Consider the following 21,936-nt stretch of genomic DNA (forward strand, 5'->3'; position numbering starts at 1 on the left):
AGATCGGCACTGTTTTTTACCAATCAGAAAACAACTTTGATATAAAACTTTGTCTTCCCCATTGTCACCTGTTTTCGCAAACTGATAAATCGATCGTAATTGCCATAAACAGCTTTCACTGTGTGATTAAATGAACCTGAGTATTCGGCACTGGTTGGCAGAACGCCATATCGCCATCAATCAAATCAGAGGGTTTTCTGAGGGGCAATTGGCAGGTATTGCCTACCGTATTGTTCAGGATATGGAACTCAAAAGCCTCATACCTTTTGATATTTGTACCTTGGTAGAAGTTTTAGAACTGCCCTTAAGTATTGTTTGGGAAGAAATCAGTGTCATTTCCCTGTTGACAAAAAAACTATTGCGTAGTCTCAGCCAAAAAAAACCGTTAAAACGTAACGAAGGAACGTGGCTAGCGTTTCAAATTGCCTATCTCCAAGCTTTGCAAGCAATTCTAGAGCAGGAAGCAAGCTTACAAAAACCGTGGTTAGACCGAGCAATTATACCCATACAAGCACACATACTTAAAGAGGACGTAGGTAAATTTATCCTCCAAGATCCGCAACTACAAGGATTGCTAAAAACTCTCAGCCCAGGTAAATTGACTGATACTCAAGCTGAACAAGCACTGTCTTCGGTTGCAGATTCATTGCTGGTGCAACAAATAAATAGTGCTGCGATCGTTTGGTTAATTGCCAATGGTGCAGAGGAACCGGAAGCGAAACTTCTAACACAGCGCTTGGTCAACTCACTTCCTGGTGACATACTAGTAGTCGTCACCGAGAATGCTGCTCCTTTAGCCCAACTGCAAAAATTTTTCCGTTTGGGGATTTCATTATCTCCCAGTTTCATCAGCCCAGAAGTTGGTTCTACAGTCAGTGAAAAAATTGATTTGCACCGAGAACATTACCGTGCAAGTTTGATTAAAAATCTCAGTATCCCTTTGCTAATGGAATCCTTTGCTCTTAAGGATATCTATGTGCCACTAAAAGGCTTACCAATAGAGGAAAATATTTCTGAGCAAGATAAAAAAGCTGTTAAACCAGTTGATTTAAAAACATGGGCGCAGCAACAGTTAACTGATTTAGAAACGATCGCTGTTATTGAATCAGAACCGGGTTATGGAAAAACTAGTTTTTGCCAACTTTGGGCAGCACAGGTAGCACAGGAATTGTACCCTACTTGGATGCCTATAGTAATTAGGTTGCGAGATGTAAAATACGGTAAAACTTTAATCGAAACTTTAAATTCTGCCTTTGGTGTTAATCTTTCAACTTGGTTAGAGCAAGAAAATCTCCCTTGTCTGTTGCTGTTGGATGGTTTGGATGAACTGCCCCATTCTGTCCAGGGTATCAGGGCACAAGCAATTTTTATTCAGCAATTACTGAACTTTCAATCTCAGCACCGCCACAAAGTTGTGTTGACAAGTCGTTCAACGACGTTACCAGAAATCGTCTCGGAAGTACCGCTATTATTGAGGCGAATTATTATTCAGCCATTGGATGTGGACGAATTCAAGCAATGGTTTCAACAGTGGGCAAAACTGCAATCATTACCCATTGCTCAAAATTTCTTTACATTGTTAAAACAGGCAGGGTTATTTAACAGCCAATCAAAGTTAAGCGAATTATCTGCCCTTATCCGTCAACCCTTAATGCTGCATTTGTTGGGCATCTTGCACCGCGAGGGATTGCTAGATGATGAACTATTGCAGTTAGCTGCTAATACCCAAAAGTCTTTTCTGTTATGGGAAATTCATCATCGTCTGAGTCGATGGTTGTTGGGTTATCCGCTAATTGGTGGAATCAAGACGATGTTACTGCGTTCGGGTACAGCTCATATTCATCGGACTCCAGAAGCGATCGCTAATTTACTCGCTAATCGTCATCCCCAAGATTTACTCGATCGGATGCAAGCGATCGCTCTCAAAATTTTACACTCGCAACGCCATCAAATTAATCTAACTGGTGAGTTTAATAGTTTACCAGCATTTTATTTTAAAATTTGGGATGTAGAAAGCTCAGGCGAAAGCACAGCAAAAAGTAGTTTAATTGAGTTTTCGCATCTCAAGTTAGGAGAATCTCTTTGTGCAGATGCTATTGCTGCCCAACTTAAATTTCTGACTCAGTACCAAGATGAGGCTTATGGTACGTCCACTAGCGTGGCCCAGAATATTTATAATTTACTAGGTTACGGGATACTTAGCCAAGAAATAGAAGAACTAGCGATCACCGGATTGCGTCGCCAGCAAAAGCACAAATTTTCGTTTGAAGTTTTATTTCAAAGTCTTTTATCTTTCTGGCGTGCTTACTGTCAAGGACGTTGGTTAGATGAGGGGATAGCCCACAACGCTTTGACTAATTTTCATGCACTGCAAAATCCTGTGAATGTTGAACAGGTAAATGCTGCGGTGGGACTGAATGTATTTTTATTGCTTTGTGCTTGCTACCGAGAAACAAAAGTTCCATTTTGGCCTTGTGGAAATCCAGTCAATTTAATAGAATTCAACCCAGAAGTGCTGAGTGTGCTAATTGCTAGGACAACGGTTTTGCATAAAAGCGCTTTTGCAACCCGAATCAAGTCTCTGGCTGGACTCAATTTATCGGGAGCCTCCTTATCGCAAGTGATGTTAACTGGGGTAAATCTTGAGCAAACAAATTTATCTAATGCGGAGTTAACAGGTGCGAATTTGGTTGGAGCCAATTTGCAACAGGCGAACCTCGCAGGCGCGAACTTACAACACGCAAATCTCGCAGGTGCGAATCTACAACAGGCAAATCTCACAGGTGCAAACCTGCAACAGGCAAACCTGATGGGGACAAATCTTAATTCTGCCGATCTCACCAACGCCTGCTTATTTGACGCCATCCTTGCTGCGAGTGACAAAAAATTGGCTGCTGATAATGGAGCCTTGTTCTCTAAAGAGTTGTTTCAAAAACTGAAACATTTGCGTAGTTTACCGCCGCAAGCATCGCAGCAGCGCTTTTTAAACACTGTGAAAATCACGCCAAACACAAACGTTAATTGGAACGAAACCCCTGCGATCGGACTAATTGAAAGCTGTGAAGGCGCAATTTTATCAGTAGATTTAGATGATGATGATGCCGATGATGAGACAGTTTTTGGCAAGAATTCGATTGGAGAATAGGGCATGGGGCATGGGGCATTAGGAAAGAGGAGGCAGAAGTTCTAAAATGTTTGAATGAGTGAATTTTGAATTGATTTCTCCCCTGCTCCCTGCTCCCTGCTCCCCTGCTCCCTGCTGCCTAGCCCTCCTCCGGATTACGGTAGCCAAAAAAGTTAATACTGTAGTCAGTAATCCGCACTCCTGTTTCTTCTTCAATTTTGCGGATCAAATCTTCTGGTAGTTCCACATGAACATCAAGAATTTGATTTGTATCCACACAGTTTATGTGACTGTGAGAGTCACTAATGTTGCCGTACAAACGCCCATCACAACGTTCAATACACTCAATGATTCCTTGACTGGATAATGCTTCTAAATTTTGATAAACAGAGGTATGACCGATCTCTTTGCCTTGTTGGTTCAAGCGATCGTAAATCTCTCTTGCAGCAAGATGTTCATTGGCTTGCCAAAGTAATTCCAGAATAAAGCGACGCTGACGACTGACGCGCATACCCAGGATTTGACAGCGCTCAAGTGCATCTTCTAAGGAACGAATTGGTCTTGTAGTAATTGTTTGTTTTTGCATATTACAGCTTGTTAACTGTTGGGGGAATTTTCCCGTCTAAATGTTTATTGGTTATTTAATATATGCAATGATATTGCACACCGCTGTCTCACCTGTACTTATGTTTTGGCTTTTGATGCTGTGAAAGTGACAGGTGGCGATTAGGATTTTTTTTGCTTGTTAACGGCTACTTTGTCAGACCTTAATCTAAAACAAACTCATTACAACTTTAACTTAAAATTGCTGTAAATGTCCACCTTGGGGCAGCCATTGCCTTACCCAAGTAGGCTAATTCTAATGGCGTACCATATTAATCGTGTAGTAATTCTTTAATTAGATGCGAGTAATTATAGCAACGATCAAAGTAACATTTAATTTTAGTAAAAATCAGTGAAGTGAATAGCGATAGCCAGTGGCTCATATCAAAGCTAGTAATTAGATGTATATTTGTTAAAATCACCGAAAATTAAGCAAAAGTATCAAATAAATTTGAGCAATGTCAGACTTGTGTTTAAACCTTGTATGGGTTGACGAGATTATCAGCAAAAAGTATCAGTAAATACTAATTGATTTATGAAAAAGACTTTGTGCGATCCAAAGTCTATGTAGCGTCAATCCCTGAAAGCTGCTACTGTATATTCTCGATCCTACAGTTGAGCATCAAAAAGGTGGCTGCTAAATCAATGACAATTGCGATCGCACTTAATAATGACTTCATTAACAATCTGGATCTGTCCCCGGCATCAACGGTGATTGAAAAAATGCTGCAAGATGGGGTTGCATCCCACGAACAGCAGCTAAGCTTTGATGTCAATTACGATCTCCAACCTGGAGATCCACGGGAACTCTCAGAAATTCCAGAGGTGCGCCTGTGGTTTGTGCGTCTAGATGCCAAATATCCCTGGTTGCCATTTTTACTAGATTGGAAAGCTGGGGAATTTGCTCGTTATGCCGCCATGCTTGTACCACACCAGTTTAGTTCCCAAGAAGGTATTCAGTATAATCCTGAAGCCTTAGAGATATTTTTGATGCACAAAATCTTTATTTTAGGTGATTGGCTCAAACAACAAAACATACCCAGCCTCTCGCGCCTAAAGTCTATGGCGCAAATTCTAGGTTATGAATTAGATGATGCTTTTTTTGAAATATTTTAAATAGCTAATAGGTCATGGAAGATTTTTGAGAAAATTTTCTTCGTTTGAGTGGACTGTGTGAGGTTATTCTTCTGAGATTGCAATATTGTTCAGTTAAGCCCTAAATCCTTTGTAGAGAAGCGTTAGCGCCTCGACACAAAGTATAATTTCGGGTCTCTATTTGCCGAAATCAATACCAAAAACTTAACTGAATCGTATTGATACATACTATATTTTGCAATATTTAAAACATCCTCTAAGGATGAAATTTTTCTCTATCTAAAAAGATATTTTTTAAATTAACTATAGCAAATATGCTGAGAGTAGAAACCTGTTTCTTATACAGTAAAATAACAGGTTTTATTTTATACTGTTTGATTAAAGCGCTTTCAGTAGTTCGCCAGATGTGAAAGAGCAATTTTGTAATCAAACAAGCTTGAAAAAAGGAGGGTTTTAGAATGACAAATTTAGTACCTGAACGCGCAACATCTGAAGAAGAACGTTTTCAAGATGACTATTATTCCTACTTTGAATCCCCAGAGAATATCACCCGATACACACCTACAGGTGGTTTTTTAAGTAACGCTTTTCCAGAAAAGTCATTCTCTTTATTAGATTTAGGATGCGGTAATGGGGCTTTAAGCAAATATCTTCCGACTCGATGTGACTATCTAGGAGTCGATCACAGTGAATTGGCTATTGAACAATGTTTAAAACTCTATCCAAATAGAAAGTTTGTTACCAAAGATTTATCGCTTTTCTTGTCTGAACTTGTTGAAGATAATCAAAAATTTGATGCAGTAGTGCTAGCAGGTTTGTTATTTCATAGCATTAACAAAGATACCCAAGAAAAAAAAGACGATCAAGAAATTATTCAATTTTGTCTGAATAAAATACTAAACGACAAAGGATATCTTGTTCTCATAGTACCTTTTTGCTACGGCGATCATCCATCTCACACTTTGTTTGTTCGAGCAGAGTGGCTACAACAGTCAATAGAGAAAATGCTAGAAATTGCTAATGCAAAAATTGTTCACGAGAATATATCTTTACAAATTGGGTTGGAAAACAGGGTTCGACAGCAGAAAGCCACTCCTGACTGGTTTGTTTCCGATAGTAATGCTGATTATCCTAGTATATTTGTGGGAACATATATGGCAAGCTGGACATTTATTGCTTGCCTCTAATTAATAAAGGGAGCATCCCAAATGCGCAAGTTTATTTTTATACAGCATTTGGGCTTAGGCAAAGAATGAAATAACGAACCGCATTCGCGTTAGCGTCTCCCCTTGGAGAAGGACGCAAAGGAAAGAGGTTTGTACAGACTTTTTGTAGCAGTTCTGTGTCTTTTGGCTTGCATTGGGATGCTTTTCTAAAATAGATCGATTTATCTAAATAAAAACTGAAAGCCGTTCCCAACTTGTGACAACGGCTGAGTGATAAATTATAGAGTTTTTCATTTGTATGCAATATACATTCACCTCTCTCCTGTAAAGAGAGAGGTTTTGAGGTTTACTGTCTGTTCTAGGTATCTAAGTTTGGGAAAACTACTGGTTTAGCCACCCCAAATTTTCTCTAAAACTGTGTTTGGTGAAATATCCGCCGTTTTTCCCGTAAGGGATTCAATAGCTAAGAATTTATCGTTTTTCGGCAACAACTTAGCTGGATTGCTGGGTCCAAAGATGGCAATGGTATAAGTTTGGACTGCAACACTCAGTTGTAGTGCCGCGCTATCAGTAGATAACATCAAATTTGCCCCAGCAATTATGGCAGTTAACTTACCAATATCATCTGGGGCAGTTACCTTGATATCTGGAGAAGACTCCAGAAGCGATCGCACAAACAGCTCATCATCAAGCCCCTTAATAACCACCACAGGTAGATCGGGCTGTTTTTGTTGGAAGGCTTGAATAATTTGCTGCCAATTCTCGACAGGGTAGAGTTTATCTAGTTCTTTAGCCTGTAATAACTGGCCAGAACCGCCATAAATCAAAATATAGCCTGTTTCATGAACCCCTAAACGTTTTTGTTCCTTTTGTGCCCACTCAATATCTGGTTTTGGTACATTTACTGCTAACTCTGGGACAGGGCTATTTATTTCCAACGGTTGCAGCAAGTCATGATATGCTGCTGCGACATACTGGGATGGTTTAAACGGCACAGTATGGGTAAGAAAACCCGATCCTTTGCCTTGGTAGCCAATACGTATAGGAATTCCCGTCAACCAGAGTAAAAGACCTACCAACCAATTTTGCTCAACAGCAATGGCAACATCGTATTCGCGATCGCGAATCGTCCCAACTAAATTACCCCAATCTGCCAGGCTGTTACGGTCATTAAAATCAAAGTTCAGCACCTCGTGAACTGACTTGCTCACTCGGTAGGCAGCCTTTGACCGGGGTTCAACAACAACATCTATTTGAGCGTCAGGGTAATGGCGCTTCAGGTCATCTAGAGTCGGAAAGAAGAGAATTTGGTCGCCAATTCCGCCAGGTACAAGGGCTACTACTCGCATAATATTTATTGACGCTTACTCGCTCCCTATTTTAGGGGAAAATATATAGCTTAAAGATTGAGGAATTCTGTGTATTTACTAATTCCAGCTGCGGGAATCGGAAAAAGAATGGGGAGTAACCGCAATAAACTCCTTCTAGAAGTGCGATCGCAACCAATTATTGCTTGGACTTTATTAGCCGCAGAAGCCGCCAGTACAATCAGTTGGATCGGGATTATTTCTCAGTCTAGCGATTGGCCAGAGTTCAAAGCAATTATTGCCGATCTAAAGCTGACTAAACCAGTAGAATTAATTCAAGGCGGCTCCACCCGCCAAGAATCTGTTTACAATGGCTTGCAATCTCTGCCAATAGCCGCAGAACAAGTGTTGATTCACGATGGTGCTAGATGCCTGGTAACACCAGACTTATTTAACTCTTGTGCCGAGGCCATTCGCCACTGTCCCGGCTTAATTGCTGGTGTACCCGTCAAAGACACCATCAAAATTGTTAATGAACAAAGCATAATTCAAGAGACACCCGACAGACGACAACTATGGGCGGCACAAACTCCCCAAGGATTTGATGTCAAGTTGTTGAAACAATGCCATGCTGAAGGAGTCCGTCAAGGTTGGGAAGTAACAGACGACGCTGCTTTATTTGAAAAGTGTGGCATCGAAGTCCGAATTGTCGAGGGAGAAGAGACAAATTTAAAAGTGACCACTCCACAAGATTTAGCGATCGCAGAATTTATTCTCACAAATAGAGGGACTGGGGATTAGGGACTGGGGACTGGGGACTGGGGGACAAGGGAGCAGGGGAAAAGGTTAAAGGTTAAAGGGAAAAGGAATGAATTTAATCTTTCCCCTTTTCCCCTTACCCCTTTCCCTTTCGCCATGCCCAATTTTAAAAAATACTTTGACAAGTTACGATATAATGCCACACACTTATTGATTGTTAGTTGTCATGTACTAATGACCAATGACCAATGACTAATGACCAATGACTAAATGATTACAGCCACAGCGACGAAGATAGAAGCAATTCTGTATTTAAAGGGTAAACCCTTGTCGCTCGGCGAAATCGCCGAGTATGCCGCGTGCGATCGCGCCACTGTCAAAGAAGGCATAATTGAACTAATGGACAACTATGCCCACCGAGATAGTGCCCTAGAGGTAGTAGAAACTCCAGATGGTTACAGTTTGCAACTCCGGTCTGACTTTCATGATTTAGTGCAAACGATGATACCAGTAGAATTGGGTGTAGGTGCATTGCGAACTTTGGCAGCGATCGCCCTTAATAGTCCCATACTCCAAAGCGACTTGATTAACCTACGCGGTTCAGGAGTATATCAGCACGTCCCAGAACTCGTTGAACTTGGTTTCATCCGCAAACGCCGAGACAGCGATTCTCGCTCTTACTCACTCCAAGTAACCCCAAAATTCCATCAGTATTTCCAAATCGAACAACTTCCACAAATACTTTCTACAAGTCAGAAGGAAGAACAACTAGAACTAGAACTAGAACTAAAGGCAGTGGCAAGTAGAGAATAGGAAGCACGGGGAAGAATAAAAATAACCTCTTTTCCCCCTACCCCCTGCCTCCTCTACCCTACTCCCCTCCTCTAGACTTATACCCGTGGTGAATGCGCTACTCTTGTACTATGGTTTAGAGTAGAGTTAGCAATTAAGCTAAATAAAACTGCCAATGGTGTTTAATCCTGATTTTTTGAATGACAACTCCGAGGAACACCCTAATCAACTTCTTTCCGACCACTCTGAGGAATACCCTAATCAGTTACTCAAATATCTACAGCATCAGTCTCCTGATGTTTTAGCTAGGGTTGCTCAGTCCGCCAGCCCCGAAATTAAACAAATCATCTCGCAAAATGTCCAAGGGCTAGTGGGAATGCTCCCGGCAGAAAATTTCAATGTGCAAATCACAACAGATCGGGAGAATTTAGCTGGACTTCTAGCGTCGGCAATGATGACGGGGTATTTTCTGCGCCAGATGGAACAAAGAATGCAGTTAGAGCATTTGTCTAATGGTCAATAATTAATAGTCAGTAGTCAAAGATTCTGGGACTATCGACCAAATAATGACTAATTCGTAATTCAAAATGACGTTCTCTATGAATTACGAATTATTTTGACTACTTCTTTTCAGGATAAGCTCCTGATTGTACTTTGAAGGTTTGAACTTTACCGCTGCGATTGACTTCGATCGCTATTATGTCTCCAACTTTGCTCGATTCTACCAGCCTCTGAACTTGGGCTGAAGTTTTGACTGGTTTCCCGTTAATTTTTTGAATCACGTCTCCAGGAAGCAGTCCTCCACGCTTGGCTGGGGAATCATCTGTAACTCCCTTAATCACAATTCCAGCATCCTGCTGAATATTCAGTTGATTTTCTTGATTAATCTGCTGTTTTCTGATGGGAGAAAGGTCTGCCATTTCAACACCCAAGAAAGGATGTTCAACACGCCCTTTAGTAAAAAGTTCATTAGCGATGCGGGCGGCGGTTTCAATGGGGATGGCGAAACCGAGTCCTTGAGCATCAGCGCGGATGGCTGTGTTAATCCCAATGACTTCGCCTTGAGCGTTTAATAAGGGGCCACCAGAATTACCAGGGTTAATTGCGGCATCAGTTTGGATAAAGCTGACTCGCTTATCGGGGACACCAACTTGAGTACTAGTGCGATCGGTAGCGCTGATGATACCGATAGTGACAGTATTATCTAAACCTAGAGGATTGCCAATAGCGATCGCCCATTGCCCTGGGATCAGGTTTTGCGAATTGCCCAGTTTTACCGTCGGCAAATCATTCGCTTTTATTTTCACTACCGCCACATCTGTCACAGAATCAACTCCTACCACTTTCCCCTCTAAACTGCGACCATCTTTGAGGGTAACTTGCACTGTATCTGTATCTGCTACTACATGAGCGTTGGTGAGTAATTCTCCATCATCGCTCAAAATAAATCCCGATCCTGTACCGCGCTCAATGCGTTCTTGAGGAATTGGTTGGTCATCCTCTCCGAAGAATCGCCGCAAGATGGGATTTTTCAAAGCGTCAGAGATAGGATTGGCTACTTTGCGAGTCGCATTAATTCGTACTACAGCCGGGCCAACTTTTTGCACTGCCGTCGCAATAAAATTCACGTTGTCGCCACCAGTAAGCCCAATAGCTCCGTTAGGAGAATTCGGAACTACGGATTCTGGAGGCGAAGCCATTGTTACATTTTTTAGCTGTTGGAACGAGCGATTTTGGGGAATGAAATAGCGACTGCCAAACAAACCTGCACCACCGCCAATTACCAGTAAAAACACATAAACCGCCAGTTGCTTTAAGGATAACTTCATAATTGTTTTGCTCAAGAACAGCAATGCAGTTGCTAATTTCTAAGTGTAGTCAAGCGAACGGCAAGTGGACAGATCAATTTACGAGAAATTAGGGATTGGGCATTTGTCATTGGGGATTAAGCATTGGGGATTAAGCATTGGGGATTGAGCATTGGGGATTGAGCATTGGGCATTGGGGATTGGGCATTGAGCATGGACAAGAGACAAAAAAGACAAGAAAGAAGGGGAGACTTGGGAGAGATTTTCAATAATTCCCCCTTGTCCCCCTTGCCCCCCAAGTCTCCCCTGCTCCCCAATTCCCATTCTTCCCATCTAAAATCTAAAGTTAATGCGCTATTGACCTTTATACATGACTTTACCCTTTCGTCAACTATTTCTCTGTAGCTTAAGCGCCTTGGGCCTAGTAAGCATACTGCCATACTCAAACAGTGCTAACGCTGCTGTAAATGGTTGCTCAACTCCAGCCCTATCTCGCTTCCAACGCCATAAAGTTGTTCGTGGCGAAACTTTGGAGAGCATAGCGCAGCGCTATAATCTCATTCCGACAACTATTATTGGTATGAATCCAGCTTTACAGAATGGTGCAACTGCCGCTGTTGGCAGTGTGCTTCAGATTCCTCCCTACAATGGGATTGTAGTCGAAGTGCCTCGCGGTCAAACTTGGCGACAAGTGGCGGCACAATACAAAGTTCGCGCTGATAGCCTGTTTGAGGTTAATGGCTGCCAACAAAACCCCAGAATCGTGTTTGTTCCGGGGGTAAATTGGTCGCCTAATGGTGTTGTAACTAAGTCCCCTTTACCTACTGATGCAGGTACACCAAACCGTGCATCTTTGTCTGGATATCCCTTAGCACAAGTAGCAAATGTCGGATTAGCTTACGGCTGGCAAATAAATCCTGCCACAGGTGAAGTTTTCTTCCATAGTGGTGTTGACTTATTAGCACCAGTTGGTAGTAATGTGCTAGCGATCGCCTCTGGAACTGTAGCCTTTGCCAGCGATCAAGGTTCTTATGGCAAATTGGTCATTATTAACCACAGTGGCGGACTTCAAAGCCGCTACGCCCAACTTGACAGCATCAAAGTTGCTGTCGGTCAGCAAGTAAAAAAAGGAGACTTACTGGGAACAGTAGGCACTAGTGGAAAACCAAGTTCCGCTCAACCGCATCTCCATTTTGAAGTGCGTTCTAGCTCATCTCTGGGTTGGGTAGCGCAAGATCCAAAGGGCTATTTGAAGAAATGAGAGAATGGAGAGCAGGGAATAGCGAATAAAGGATGAGGAAACAGGAAACTACTAAACCCAATGCCCCATGCCCTATGCCCAATTCCCAAATTCACTAGATTTTACAATGTGCATTCCTGCCTCTGCAAATCTTGCAAATGCTGCATCTGCCTGTTCTGTGTAGTCCACAACATTGGGGACAACAACGGGGGAAGTGCAATCTTCTAGCAAATAAATTTTTTTCGCCAGGGTGGCATCTACCTGTTTAATTTCTGTTAATAAATCGTCAATTGTCCAAGCGACGCAGTGACTTTTAGCTTGACCACCAATAATTACTGCATCATATTCTAAAAGTTGTTTAATCAGGCGCATGTTCTTTTGAGCGAGTGGACGTTGATCAAAATCTTCCAACACCTCTGGACGCAAAATAGAATAGTTTTCTGTTAAGGGATTTTCACCTTTAATTTCAAATTGCGTCTGACTCTGACGCGCAATGCCGTGGAAAAATATCGCTTCTTCTACTGATGAAACTAGAGCATGACCAATACCACCCAACATAGAATGATAAGGCCAAACAGTAAGGGGATATTTACCGTCTTGACTGAGTTTTTTAAGGTAATGGTAAGCGTGTTTTTCTAATAATTCATAATCCCCATTGGTAACACTGTTAGCAACTGCTGGGTTAACTTTCCAGATACCTTGTTCAACATCTGCTGGTGTAATGCTAGTCGCGGCTGTAATGGGATGTTCTCCCGCAGCGTTCACCCAAAAGATCGGATGGAAAATTTGCGTTGCTGTGTGGGTATCTAGAGTTGGTACAATTTTCGTGATTATTCCCAAGTTTCGATAGATAAACTCACACAATCTGACGTTATCATCCACCGCCGCATTACCAGATTTTCCACCTACAAATAGTTCAAAGCCAGGGATACAGAAGGTGTTTTGGACATCAATTAACAGTAAGCAAATATGAGTTTTATCTAAAGATGTAGGTTTGATATCGTGTTGTTTTGCCCAGATTTCAGCTTCAGCAGCACGTTCTTGGTAAGGTACGCGCCAGACTTTGCCCACTTCTTCAAGCTTAAAGTGTGGGGGAATTGGTAGTTGGGGTGTTATTTGAGTGTTCATAATTACAGCCGCTTTTATTCTGTAATAACATCTACAATTTCAATCCCCAAATTTTCTCAAATCTAAATTAAATAGTATATTTGTATTATAAAAACATAAATTTAGCGATCGCTCTCATCCCAACTTCGCAACATCACCAACCGTCGCTTCAAGTTTTCAGAACTGGCTAGAGGAATATGCCACTGGTTTAGAATCTGGTCAATATGTTTTCCATGAATACGGAGGTATAGTCAAAGCGAATAGTATCTGGTGTGTGTAAATTTAGGAGCAACGCAACTTAGGCGGGTTAAAGCGATTGCACTCAAGCTACTCAGTAGTTAAAAAGATTTTTAGGCAATATATCTTTACAAAAGAGCAAAACTCCTCAATTGCTGTTTATTTCTTCACCTTTTTGATTCTCCATTTTTTTCTATATTAATCGTCCAAAAAAGCGCTAGCTGTGGCAATCTGGGAAACAGAGATTTATTAAATCTGATATTTGAGCAACAGCAAATTTACCTAATCAGGTTATGCAAACTCTGCCCACAGTAAACACTTCAAGCATCACATCACCTCAAGCCACCTTTGATACAACAATCAAGCGGCGTAAAACCCGCCCTGTAAAGGTGGGAAATGTCACTATTGGCGGTGGCTACCCCATTGTAGTGCAGTCAATGATTAACGAAGACACTCTTGATATTGATGGTTCCGTGGCTGCTATTCGTCGTCTGCACGAAATAGGCTGCGAAATTGTCCGCGTCACAGTGCCAAGTATGGCTCATGCTAAAGCTTTAGGAGAAATTAAACAAAAATTAATTAAAACTTACCAAGACGTACCGATTGTGGCTGATGTCCATCACAACGGACTGAAAATCGCCGTGGAAGTTGCCAAGCACATAGAGAAAGTACGGATTAATCCAGGCTTGTATGTGTTTGAAAAGCCAAACATTAATCGCACTGAGTATACTAAAAGCGAATTTGACGAAATTGGCGATAAAATCCGCGAAACCTTAGAACCTCTAGTAGTTTCTTTGCGCGATCAAGGAAAATCGATGCGGATTGGGGTAAATCACGGTTCTCTGGCTGAAAGAATGCTATTTACTTACGGTGATACCCCCGAAGGAATGGTGGAATCTGCCATAGAATTCATCCGCATCTGTGAATCTTTGGATTTCCGCAACTTGGTAGTTTCCATGAAAGCCTCACGAGTCCCGGTGATGGTGGCCGCCTATCGCCTCATCGCCAAGCGCATGGATGAACTGGGTATGGATTACCCGTTACATTTAGGCGTTACGGAAGCCGGTGATGGCGAATACGGGCGAATTAAATCTACTGCTGGTATTGCTACCTTACTTGCTGATGGCATTGGCGATACAATTCGTGTCTCACTAACAGAAGCACCGGAAAAAGAAATTCCCGTCTGTTACAGCATTCTCCAAGCTTTGGGATTGCGAAAAACGATGGTGGAGTACGTCGCTTGTCCTTCCTGTGGACGCACTTTGTTTAATCTAGAGGAAGTACTGCACAAAGTCCGGGAAGCCACTAAACACTTAACTGGACTAGATATTGCAGTGATGGGTTGTATTGTCAATGGCCCCGGAGAAATGGCAGATGCCGACTATGGGTATGTTGGCAAAACACCTGGTTATATTTCTTTGTATCGTGGTCGAGAAGAAATTAAAAAAGTCCCAGAAGATAAAGGTGTAGAGGAATTAATTAACCTCATTAAGGCAGATGAACGCTGGGTAGAACCTTAAAGGGAGCAGGGGAGCAGAGGAGCAGGGGAGGCAAGGGGGGACAACGGGGAATTATTGAACAAGTCTCTCCTTATCTTCCCCTTCTTCCTTGTCTACCTTGTCTCTTCTCAATGCCCAATGCCCAATGCCCAATGCCCCATACCCAATCCCCAAAAACTTTGTATCTTTTAACCATCAAGGTCGCCGGATTGTCAAGTATTTTGTTTAAATTAAGGATACATACTCGGTCTGTACAGTGGTAGCCTGTGTTAGATTGAGCATACTGACTATATTATTTTCCCTCTGACGCAGCTGTCATTATGGTGATTACAAAAAATAGGCTTGTTTTGGGTGCTACGGCAGTTACACTCTCCACGATCGCTGTTACTAGCCTTGGCATTCATTCGCGAGGTCAGGCTTTATTTAAAGCAAGTCCTAAAGAATTAGTAGATGAAGTTTGGCAAATTGTTCAGCGCCAATATGTCGACGGTACTTTTAATCAGGTAGATTGGCAAGCTGTTCGTAAGGAATACTTGAGCAAGTCCTACAGTAATCCGCAGGATGCATATAAGTCCATTCGGGAAATGCTGAAAAAGCTAGATGACCCATACACCCGGTTTATGAGTCCAGAGGAATTCAAGAATATGCAGGTGGATACCTCTGGAGAATTGACAGGGATTGGGATCACCATTAGTCAGGATGAAAAAACCAAGCAATTGGTTGTAATTGCGCCAATCGAAGATACACCAGCCTTTAAAGCTGGTGTTTTAGCAAAAGATATCATCCTCAAAATTGACGGCAAAGATACTAAGGGGATGGATACTAATCAGGCAGTGTCTTTGATTAGAGGTGAAGCAGGATCGAAAGTCAGCTTGACTATTCAACGCGACAAGCAAATAAAACAATTTGATATTACACGGGCGCGAATTGAAATCCATCCAGTTAAGTTTTCTGAAAAGAAAACTCCAGCAGGCAATCTTGGTTACATTCGCTTGAACCAGTTCAGTGCCAATGCTGGTAAAGAAATGCAAACCGCTATCAAAAATTTAGAAAACAAAAAGGTAGCTGGATATATTCTCGATCTGCGTGGAAATCCAGGCGGCTTACTCTTCTCCAGTGTCGATATTGCTCGGATGTGGATAGATAAAGGTAAGATTGTCTCCACTGTTGAACGCCAAGGAGAGGCAGAAAAGGAAGAGGCAAACGGAAAAGCCTTGACAAATAAACCGTTGGTGGTGCTGGTAGATAAAGGTTCCGCTAGTGCCAGTGAAATCCTCTCAGGGGCTTTGCAGGATAATAAGCGTGCTACTTTGGTCGGTACTCAAACCTTTGGTAAGGGACTAGTGCAATCGGTGCGTCCCCTAGAAGATGGTTCAGGATTAGCGGTGACAATTGCTCATTACTATACCCCTAATGGTACAGATATCAATCACAAAGGCATTTCGCCAGATGTGAAAGTGGATTTGAGCAAAAAGCAGATGGAGGATTTGTGGCTGCATGAACGTGACAAACTCGCGACTCTTGCAGACCCTCAATTTGCTAAAGCGGTGGAAGTGATAGGTAAAAAAATTGCTGTTCAGGGCACATCTACAGCAGAAAAATGAAGAGTTAGGAATAAAGTTAGGAGTGAATAGTGAGGAGTTAAAAATAAAAACTATCATTGTCAACTTATAACTTCTAACTCCTAACTTAAACCGGTTGGCACTTCCCAGCCCTAATGAGTCCGACACGTCGAGCGATCGCTTCTTCTTGCGAACTAAAAGGCCCCCACTGTTCTATAATTTCTAAATTATCGTCGCCAACTTGGTCGCTGGGGATAATTTCACAGTTTCCAGCAGAACGCTTGACAATGTACCAAGTTTGTGAATTGCTCATATTTTAAATAAAAATCTTGTTTTTATAGTAAGAATTTTACGCCATACAGAAAATATCTTCGCACTTGCTGAATCTGGGATTTAGCAAGTGTAATCGTATAATCAGTTTTTTACGGATCAATAATATCTTAGATGCTTGAGGATCGTTTCTTTAGCTAACTCTACACTGAAAAGATTTTCTCTGTTAATTCGCTATCTTTTGGCCGTAGCAGAAAATCTGGATGGACTGATACAGATTAAAAAGTAGTTGGCATTATATATATATGTTACAACTGTATAAAAAGAAGTAAATACACAAGGATATATGATGCCAGTTATCAGAATACCCGATCCCATTTACAAAAGGCTCCAAGCCCTGGCTGTCCCTTTCGAGGATACACCCATCACTGTTATTGAGAAGTTATTGAATGAATATGAGGCACGTTATCAGCCTCAGCAAGTTTCTGAAACTGAAAATTATAGAGTTCTTGAACCTGATGCTGTAAGCAATTTGCACCATACCAGAGTGCTTCGAGCCGTCATTGGTGGTCAGGAAATTTATCAACCGAACTGGAACAAAATCGTTGATGCAGCGCACGAAATTGCTATTCAACAAGGATTTTCTGTAGAGTATCTGATCAAACTAACTCTATCTCATATCGTTAAGGGTGAAAAAATAAATTCTGGTTTTCACTACTTGCCAGAGGTAAACATTTCGATACAGGGTGTAGATTCAAATCTAGCATGGCGTAACACTTTGCACTTAATGAAGAATTTGAAAATGCCAATTGAAATATACTTCGAGTGGCGCGACAAAGAGGGAGCAGCGTATCCCGGTGAGAAAGGGAAGTTCATTTGGAATGCTAAATAGGATGTGAAAATCACAACTATGAGAGCATCACTTAATGTTTATATTACTAATTTTGTTACATATACATTTATAAAGAGGAAAATTCATGGACGAGCTACAACCAAGAGTAGAACAGCTACAATCCTTGTATAGACTTTGCCATCAACTTACAAATGTAATGTTTCAGCCAATTTATATCGTGCGATTAGATGAACGATCGCTTAATATATTTATATTAGCTGGGCAAAATGAAGGAATAGAGCTAGAAATTAGGCTAGATGGTAGTATAGAACCATGAATGTAGTGTAGAACTATGAATAAGGTAAACTATGCAGCAATGAGCGACCAAGAGCTAAAAAGTTACTTTATCACGCACAAGGATGATAAGGAAGCCTTTTATGCTTACATGGATAGACGAAAATCTCGTCATCGTGATGCTGCAATACAATTAAACGATCCGGCTTGGGAAGAAAAAATAATTGCTGTGATTCAGAAACAATTAGGTTCTGATTGATAACTTAATAATTTCATATTTTTAATCGAGGTGAACAAAATTTTTGTAATCACCTCGATTTCTCATATAAATTTACCTTTACTAATACTTCCGCTCTTTTGGCTCAAACATAGTAATCGCCACCGGTCGATATTGAATATCAATTCCCGCTGGTGAATAGTAAGCCATTGTGTGTTTGAGAAAGTTAGTATCATCTCGTTCGGAATAATCTTCGCGGAAATGAGCGCCACGACTTTCTTGGCGATTTAGGGCTGATGCCAAAATGGTCTGCCCTACTACCATCAAACTTCGCAATTCTAAAGCTTCCACGAGTTCTGTATTCCAGCAACTACCTTTGTCATCTAAATAAATTTGTGGGTATTTTTGTTGTATTTCTTCTAATTTCTGCAAACCTTCAGTCATTAATGCCTTAGTGCGGAAAACACCACAATACTCAGTCATACAATCCTGAAAAGCTTCACGGACTTGGTTAATGCGGTAGTGTCCTGGTTGTTCTAGCAAAGCTTGAATTTGTTGCTGGGCTTCTGTTAGATACCGTTGCTCATCTACAGAAGGTAACTTACGTTTTTGCACAAATTTGGCGATCGCAGCCCCAGTTCTTTTACCATAAACTACACATTCCAATAGTGAATTACTCCCCAAACGATTCGCCCCATGTACGGAAACACAAGATGTTTCACCCGCAGCAAAGAAAGCGTCAACTAAACCATCACCACTACTGCGAACTTGACCATCGGTGTTAACTGGTATACCACCCATACAATAGTGAATTGTCGGACGGACTGGCATCGGTTGAGTTACGGCATCAACGCCTACCAAACGATGAGCTTCTTCCCAACAGAAGGGAACGCGACTCATAATTTTTTCTTTGCCCAGATGGCGTAGATCCAGATAGACAAAGGGGCCACCAGCACTGCCATTGAGATGAATACCACGTCCGGCGCGAATTTCGTAAGCGATCGCTCGTGAGGTGATATCACGAGGAGCTAGTTCCATCCGACTGGGCGCATAGTTCGCCATAAAGCGATCGCCTTCACTGTTAATTAGATACGCCCCTTCACCCCGTACCGCTTCCGAAATCAGCACTCCTACCGGATATAAGCCAGTGGGATGAAACTGCACAAATTCCATATCTTCCAGGGGCAAACCTGCGATCGCAGTCATTGCCAAACCATCACCCGAAGAAGCGTAATCATTGGAGGTAGTGTTATAAACGCGACCATAGCCCCCGGTGGCAAACATCACCGCCTTAGCCCGCACCACCTGTATGTGTCCATCCAAAAGATGGAACATGACCACACCCTTGGCCTCATTTTCTTCTAAAATGAGACGCATCACGTACCACTCTTCATAAACTTGCACCCCATAACGCCGCAAATTGTTAACCAATTCGTGCAAAATCGCGTGACCGGTTTTGTCAGCGGCGTAACAAGTGCGGTTGTGAGAATGTCCGCCAAAAGCTCTTTGGGCAATACGCCCATCGGGTAAGCGAGAGAACAAAACGCCGAGATGTTCTAAGTCAATTACCACATCTGGCGCTTCTTGGGCGAGAATCGCTACAGCATCTTGGTCTGCCAAGTAATCAGAACCCTTGACAGTATCAAAGGCGTGTGCTTCCCAACTATCTTCGGAATCAACATTTTTCAGCGATGCAGCCATACCACCTTGAGCCGCCACTGAGTGAGAACGAATTGGGTGGGTTTTGGCAACCACAGCAATATTTAAACTAGGGTCAGTGCGGGCAATTTCTACAGCAGCGCGACATCCCGCCAATCCGCCCCCGACAAGAATCACATCGTGTTCCAGCATAATTAGCCCTTTGATAGCAAACCACTGCTGTTCTATTGTAGAGACGTGATTAATCAGCTAGTGCGTTGTAACAATAACATCTGTACAAAAAATCCCTGCTTCTATACAGGGAGGTTGTAACAAATTTTGAAATTAGGAGTGAAAAGTTAAAAACAAAGAGTTATGGCACAGGTAGAGTGACTCATAACTCCTGTACAGACGCGATTAATCGCGTCTCTACTCATAACTCCTAACTCTTTAACTAGTTGCTTGTACAGGTTGTTGCTGAGAGACATTACCTGGTATGGGTTCCATTTTAGTTCCTGGCCCTACAGGACTGACTTCAATATGATTTAACAAGGTAGTGACAAACGCGAACAACAAGAAAGGTAGCGATAGCAGAACAACGAGACCCGCTGTTGCTAAAGCGTACACGGGCCGTTTAGCACCCATCAACGCCAAAGCTGATGCCAAACTTAGGGTAATTGTAATCAACCAAACAATTATTTGACCGTAGATATCACCGAAAGTCAGGGTACAGACAAACCGGTACTTTTGAATATTATTTTCGCTCATCACATTTGCCTCAAGTCTCTCCTAATAGGTTCTACGTTAGAACTATGTTTGCCTTGTAGGCAATTTCTAAATATTTTTGCAAGCTTTGTAATATCACTTCACAATCTAACTGCCTTTGGCAACAAAGCAGTTATTGCTAACAAACTTCTTTCGTTCATGGAATAGATGGCAATCGCGTTGGCGCAGCCCTCCGTAGGCATCGCCTCCTTAATAAACACTATCTTGATTTTAAGCAAAAAGACTATTTGTCATCTATCAAATTCAGGATATTTCAAATAAATATATCAATTCTATTTAATTTGTGAAAATTACAACCCACAAATCCCCGATTTTGTAAAAGTTGTTGGGTATCCTGTTTTTCGCGAGTGATTCAGGATTACTATAGAATTTAATTTTTTGCTAGTAAATATTAACTAGAGAAATCAAGGAAATTCAGGATGTAAAACCGATTTTTTGATGTTAAATTTTGAATATTGCCCGAATTTGTTGATTTAAATCAACAAAAACCTTTATTTTTCGTGGCAACATTGTTTTAGGAGTGAACGTGAATACTATTTTTCTTCGTCAAGGTGTTTTTTGGTTGCCAAGTTTAGCTACTCTTGCATTCGTGAGTAGCGGTTTATCTGCAAGCGCCCAGACAGTAAACAAGTTGAGCGATCGGGCATTAACTGAACCTTCCGCAACCGTAGCGTCTCCCAAAGAGTTTAGGCAAAATCTCTCTACAGAAACAACTGAAACTTTTGCAGTCACAAATTTAACGAAGGTAGAGCAATTGCCCAACAGTGCGATACAAGAAAATGCCAATGTAACACCGATACCTATTCCAGGCACAGTGGCGACCTCATCTGCAACGCTAACCTCTGAACCCGTACAACCGACTTCTCAAACTCCTGCTCAACCATCTGCTACCAAAGTGGCGCAATCTGATATTGATTTAGGTAGAACTACCCGTGGTGGTAGTAGCTATCTTGGCGTCGCTGCTAACATTGGTTTGAGTGGTGGTGACACGTCTTTGGGCGACGGTAACTTTGCGGTAGTTAGCAAAATCGGACTGACAAATTCTATATCAATACGACCCTCAGCCATATTTGGGGATAACACCACAGTTCTACTTCCGATCACCTACGATTTTACCTTTAAACCAGCAGATGCTTTTAGCGAACCATTAGCGATCGCACCTTACGTCGGAGTAGGTGCAGCTTATAAAACTGGTGATGATTCGCAGTTTGCCTTTTTGGTGTCTGGTGGTATTGATGTGCCTCTAACTTCTCAATTTACGGCAACAGCTGCTATCAATGCCGGATTTTTCGATCAAACTGATGTGGGCTTGTTATTAGGAGTTGGTTACAACTTCAGTGGGCTTTAAAAGTTAAGAGTTAGGAGTTATGAGTTAGAAGTTAAGAGTTCGTAATGTTTCACTTATAACTCATAACTCTTCACTCCTAACTCCTAATTCTTAATTCATAACTCTTTACTCCTAATACCAATTTTTTATAAAGCTGCATAGAATTCGATCCCCCCTAGCCCCCCTTATAAAGGGAGGAACCAGAAAAACATATCAAAGTCCCCCTTAAAAAGGGGGATTTAGGGGGATCTAGATATGTGTAACTTCACATTA

General features: G+C 41.8%; 20 protein-coding genes. 13 read left to right on the forward strand and 7 right to left on the reverse strand.

The window, feature by feature from the left end:
- Positions 1–130: 130 nt before the first annotated feature.
- Positions 131–3,145 (forward strand): pentapeptide repeat-containing protein, encoded by a 3,015-nt coding sequence (locus RMY32_RS23200; protein ID WP_322710660.1) that lies wholly within the window; start codon positions 131–133, stop codon positions 3,143–3,145.
- A gap of 118 nt (positions 3,146–3,263) precedes the next feature.
- On the opposite strand, the gene RMY32_RS23205 is transcribed toward RMY32_RS23200, so the two are convergent.
- Positions 3,264–3,710, reverse strand: a complete 447-nt coding sequence (locus RMY32_RS23205; protein ID WP_322710661.1) for a Fur family transcriptional regulator — start codon at positions 3,708–3,710, stop codon at positions 3,264–3,266.
- Between the two features lie 662 nt (positions 3,711–4,372).
- Between RMY32_RS23205 and RMY32_RS23210 the strand changes: the two genes are divergently transcribed.
- Positions 4,373–4,843, forward strand: coding sequence for a CRR6 family NdhI maturation factor (locus RMY32_RS23210; protein ID WP_322710676.1), 471 nt, complete (start codon positions 4,373–4,375; stop codon positions 4,841–4,843).
- Positions 4,844–5,280: 437 nt separating this feature from the next.
- Positions 5,281–6,009, forward strand: a complete 729-nt coding sequence (locus tag RMY32_RS23215; RefSeq protein WP_322710662.1) for a class I SAM-dependent methyltransferase — start codon at positions 5,281–5,283, stop codon at positions 6,007–6,009.
- 368 nt (positions 6,010–6,377) lie between these two features.
- Here the strand turns inward: RMY32_RS23215 and RMY32_RS23220 are convergent, their stop codons facing one another.
- Positions 6,378–7,337 carry a glycosyltransferase family 9 protein gene (locus RMY32_RS23220; protein ID WP_322710663.1) on the reverse strand — a complete coding sequence of 320 codons (960 nt, stop codon included), beginning with the start codon at positions 7,335–7,337 and terminating at the stop codon, positions 6,378–6,380.
- 69 nt (positions 7,338–7,406) lie between these two features.
- On the opposite strand from RMY32_RS23220, the gene ispD reads away from it, so the two are divergent.
- The 3 genes from ispD to RMY32_RS23235 all read left to right on the forward strand — a co-directional run bounded on the left by ispD (position 7,407) and on the right by RMY32_RS23235 (position 9,369).
- Complete coding sequence (ispD, locus tag RMY32_RS23225) at positions 7,407–8,096, forward strand: 2-C-methyl-D-erythritol 4-phosphate cytidylyltransferase (protein ID WP_322710664.1); 690 nt, start codon at positions 7,407–7,409, stop codon at positions 8,094–8,096.
- 228 nt (positions 8,097–8,324) lie between these two features.
- Entirely contained in the window at positions 8,325–8,867 is a 543-nt protein-coding gene (gene scpB / locus RMY32_RS23230) for an SMC-Scp complex subunit ScpB (RefSeq protein WP_322710665.1), read from the forward strand.
- Positions 8,868–9,021: 154 nt separating this feature from the next.
- Positions 9,022–9,369 carry a DUF760 domain-containing protein gene (locus tag RMY32_RS23235; protein ID WP_094347414.1) on the forward strand — a complete coding sequence of 116 codons (348 nt, stop codon included), beginning with the start codon at positions 9,022–9,024 and terminating at the stop codon, positions 9,367–9,369.
- Between the two features lie 97 nt (positions 9,370–9,466).
- Here RMY32_RS23235 and RMY32_RS23240 read toward each other — a convergent pair whose 3' ends face one another.
- The gene (locus RMY32_RS23240; RefSeq protein WP_322710666.1) at positions 9,467–10,675 is read right to left on the reverse strand and encodes an HhoA/HhoB/HtrA family serine endopeptidase; all 1,209 of its coding nucleotides are present in this window, start codon (positions 10,673–10,675) and stop codon (positions 9,467–9,469) included.
- Between the two features lie 349 nt (positions 10,676–11,024).
- Between RMY32_RS23240 and RMY32_RS23245 the strand changes: the two genes are divergently transcribed.
- Positions 11,025–11,915: a M23 family metallopeptidase gene (locus RMY32_RS23245; RefSeq protein ID WP_322710667.1), complete on the forward strand. Its 891-nt coding sequence runs from the start codon at positions 11,025–11,027 to the stop codon at positions 11,913–11,915.
- Between the two features lie 72 nt (positions 11,916–11,987).
- On the opposite strand, the gene RMY32_RS23250 is transcribed toward RMY32_RS23245, so the two are convergent.
- A complete protein-coding gene (locus RMY32_RS23250; RefSeq protein ID WP_322710668.1) occupies positions 11,988–13,022 on the reverse strand; it encodes an isochorismatase in 1,035 nt (344 codons plus the stop codon).
- Between the two features lie 509 nt (positions 13,023–13,531).
- Here RMY32_RS23250 and ispG point away from each other — a divergent pair.
- Together ispG and ctpC are read left to right on the forward strand one after the other, a co-directional pair.
- Positions 13,532–14,758 carry a (E)-4-hydroxy-3-methylbut-2-enyl-diphosphate synthase gene (gene ispG, locus RMY32_RS23255; RefSeq protein WP_322710669.1) on the forward strand — a complete coding sequence of 409 codons (1,227 nt, stop codon included), beginning with the start codon at positions 13,532–13,534 and terminating at the stop codon, positions 14,756–14,758.
- A gap of 299 nt (positions 14,759–15,057) precedes the next feature.
- The gene (ctpC, locus tag RMY32_RS23260) at positions 15,058–16,341 is read left to right on the forward strand and encodes a carboxyl-terminal processing protease CtpC (RefSeq protein ID WP_322710670.1); all 1,284 of its coding nucleotides are present in this window, start codon (positions 15,058–15,060) and stop codon (positions 16,339–16,341) included.
- 85 nt (positions 16,342–16,426) lie between these two features.
- Here the strand turns inward: ctpC and RMY32_RS23265 are convergent, their stop codons facing one another.
- A complete protein-coding gene (locus RMY32_RS23265) occupies positions 16,427–16,612 on the reverse strand; it encodes a DDE transposase family protein (protein WP_322660196.1) in 186 nt (61 codons plus the stop codon).
- Between the two features lie 303 nt (positions 16,613–16,915).
- On the opposite strand from RMY32_RS23265, the gene RMY32_RS23270 reads away from it, so the two are divergent.
- The 3 genes from RMY32_RS23270 to RMY32_RS23280 all read left to right on the forward strand — a co-directional run bounded on the left by RMY32_RS23270 (position 16,916) and on the right by RMY32_RS23280 (position 17,954).
- On the forward strand, positions 16,916–17,461 hold the full coding sequence (locus RMY32_RS23270) for a T4SS efffector SepA family protein (RefSeq protein WP_322710671.1): 546 nt from the start codon (positions 16,916–16,918) through the stop codon (positions 17,459–17,461).
- Positions 17,462–17,546: 85 nt separating this feature from the next.
- Positions 17,547–17,738: a DUF6888 family protein gene (locus RMY32_RS23275; protein ID WP_322710672.1), complete on the forward strand. Its 192-nt coding sequence runs from the start codon at positions 17,547–17,549 to the stop codon at positions 17,736–17,738.
- A 15-nt stretch (positions 17,739–17,753) separates the two neighbouring features.
- Positions 17,754–17,954, forward strand: coding sequence for a DUF6887 family protein (locus tag RMY32_RS23280; RefSeq protein WP_322689459.1), 201 nt, complete (start codon positions 17,754–17,756; stop codon positions 17,952–17,954).
- A gap of 81 nt (positions 17,955–18,035) precedes the next feature.
- Here the strand turns inward: RMY32_RS23280 and RMY32_RS23285 are convergent, their stop codons facing one another.
- Both RMY32_RS23285 and RMY32_RS23290 read right to left on the reverse strand, forming a co-directional pair.
- On the reverse strand, positions 18,036–19,763 hold the full coding sequence (locus tag RMY32_RS23285; RefSeq protein ID WP_322710673.1) for a succinate dehydrogenase/fumarate reductase flavoprotein subunit: 1,728 nt from the start codon (positions 19,761–19,763) through the stop codon (positions 18,036–18,038).
- Positions 19,764–20,000: 237 nt separating this feature from the next.
- Positions 20,001–20,318: a hypothetical protein gene (locus RMY32_RS23290; RefSeq protein WP_099102821.1), complete on the reverse strand. Its 318-nt coding sequence runs from the start codon at positions 20,316–20,318 to the stop codon at positions 20,001–20,003.
- Between the two features lie 544 nt (positions 20,319–20,862).
- Here RMY32_RS23290 and RMY32_RS23295 point away from each other — a divergent pair.
- Positions 20,863–21,684 carry a hypothetical protein gene (locus RMY32_RS23295; protein WP_322710674.1) on the forward strand — a complete coding sequence of 274 codons (822 nt, stop codon included), beginning with the start codon at positions 20,863–20,865 and terminating at the stop codon, positions 21,682–21,684.
- Positions 21,685–21,936: the final 252 nt, after the last annotated feature.

This window comes from Nostoc sp. ChiSLP03a, from assembly GCF_034531215.2.
Taxonomy (GTDB): Bacteria; Cyanobacteriota; Cyanobacteriia; order Cyanobacteriales; family Nostocaceae; genus Nostoc.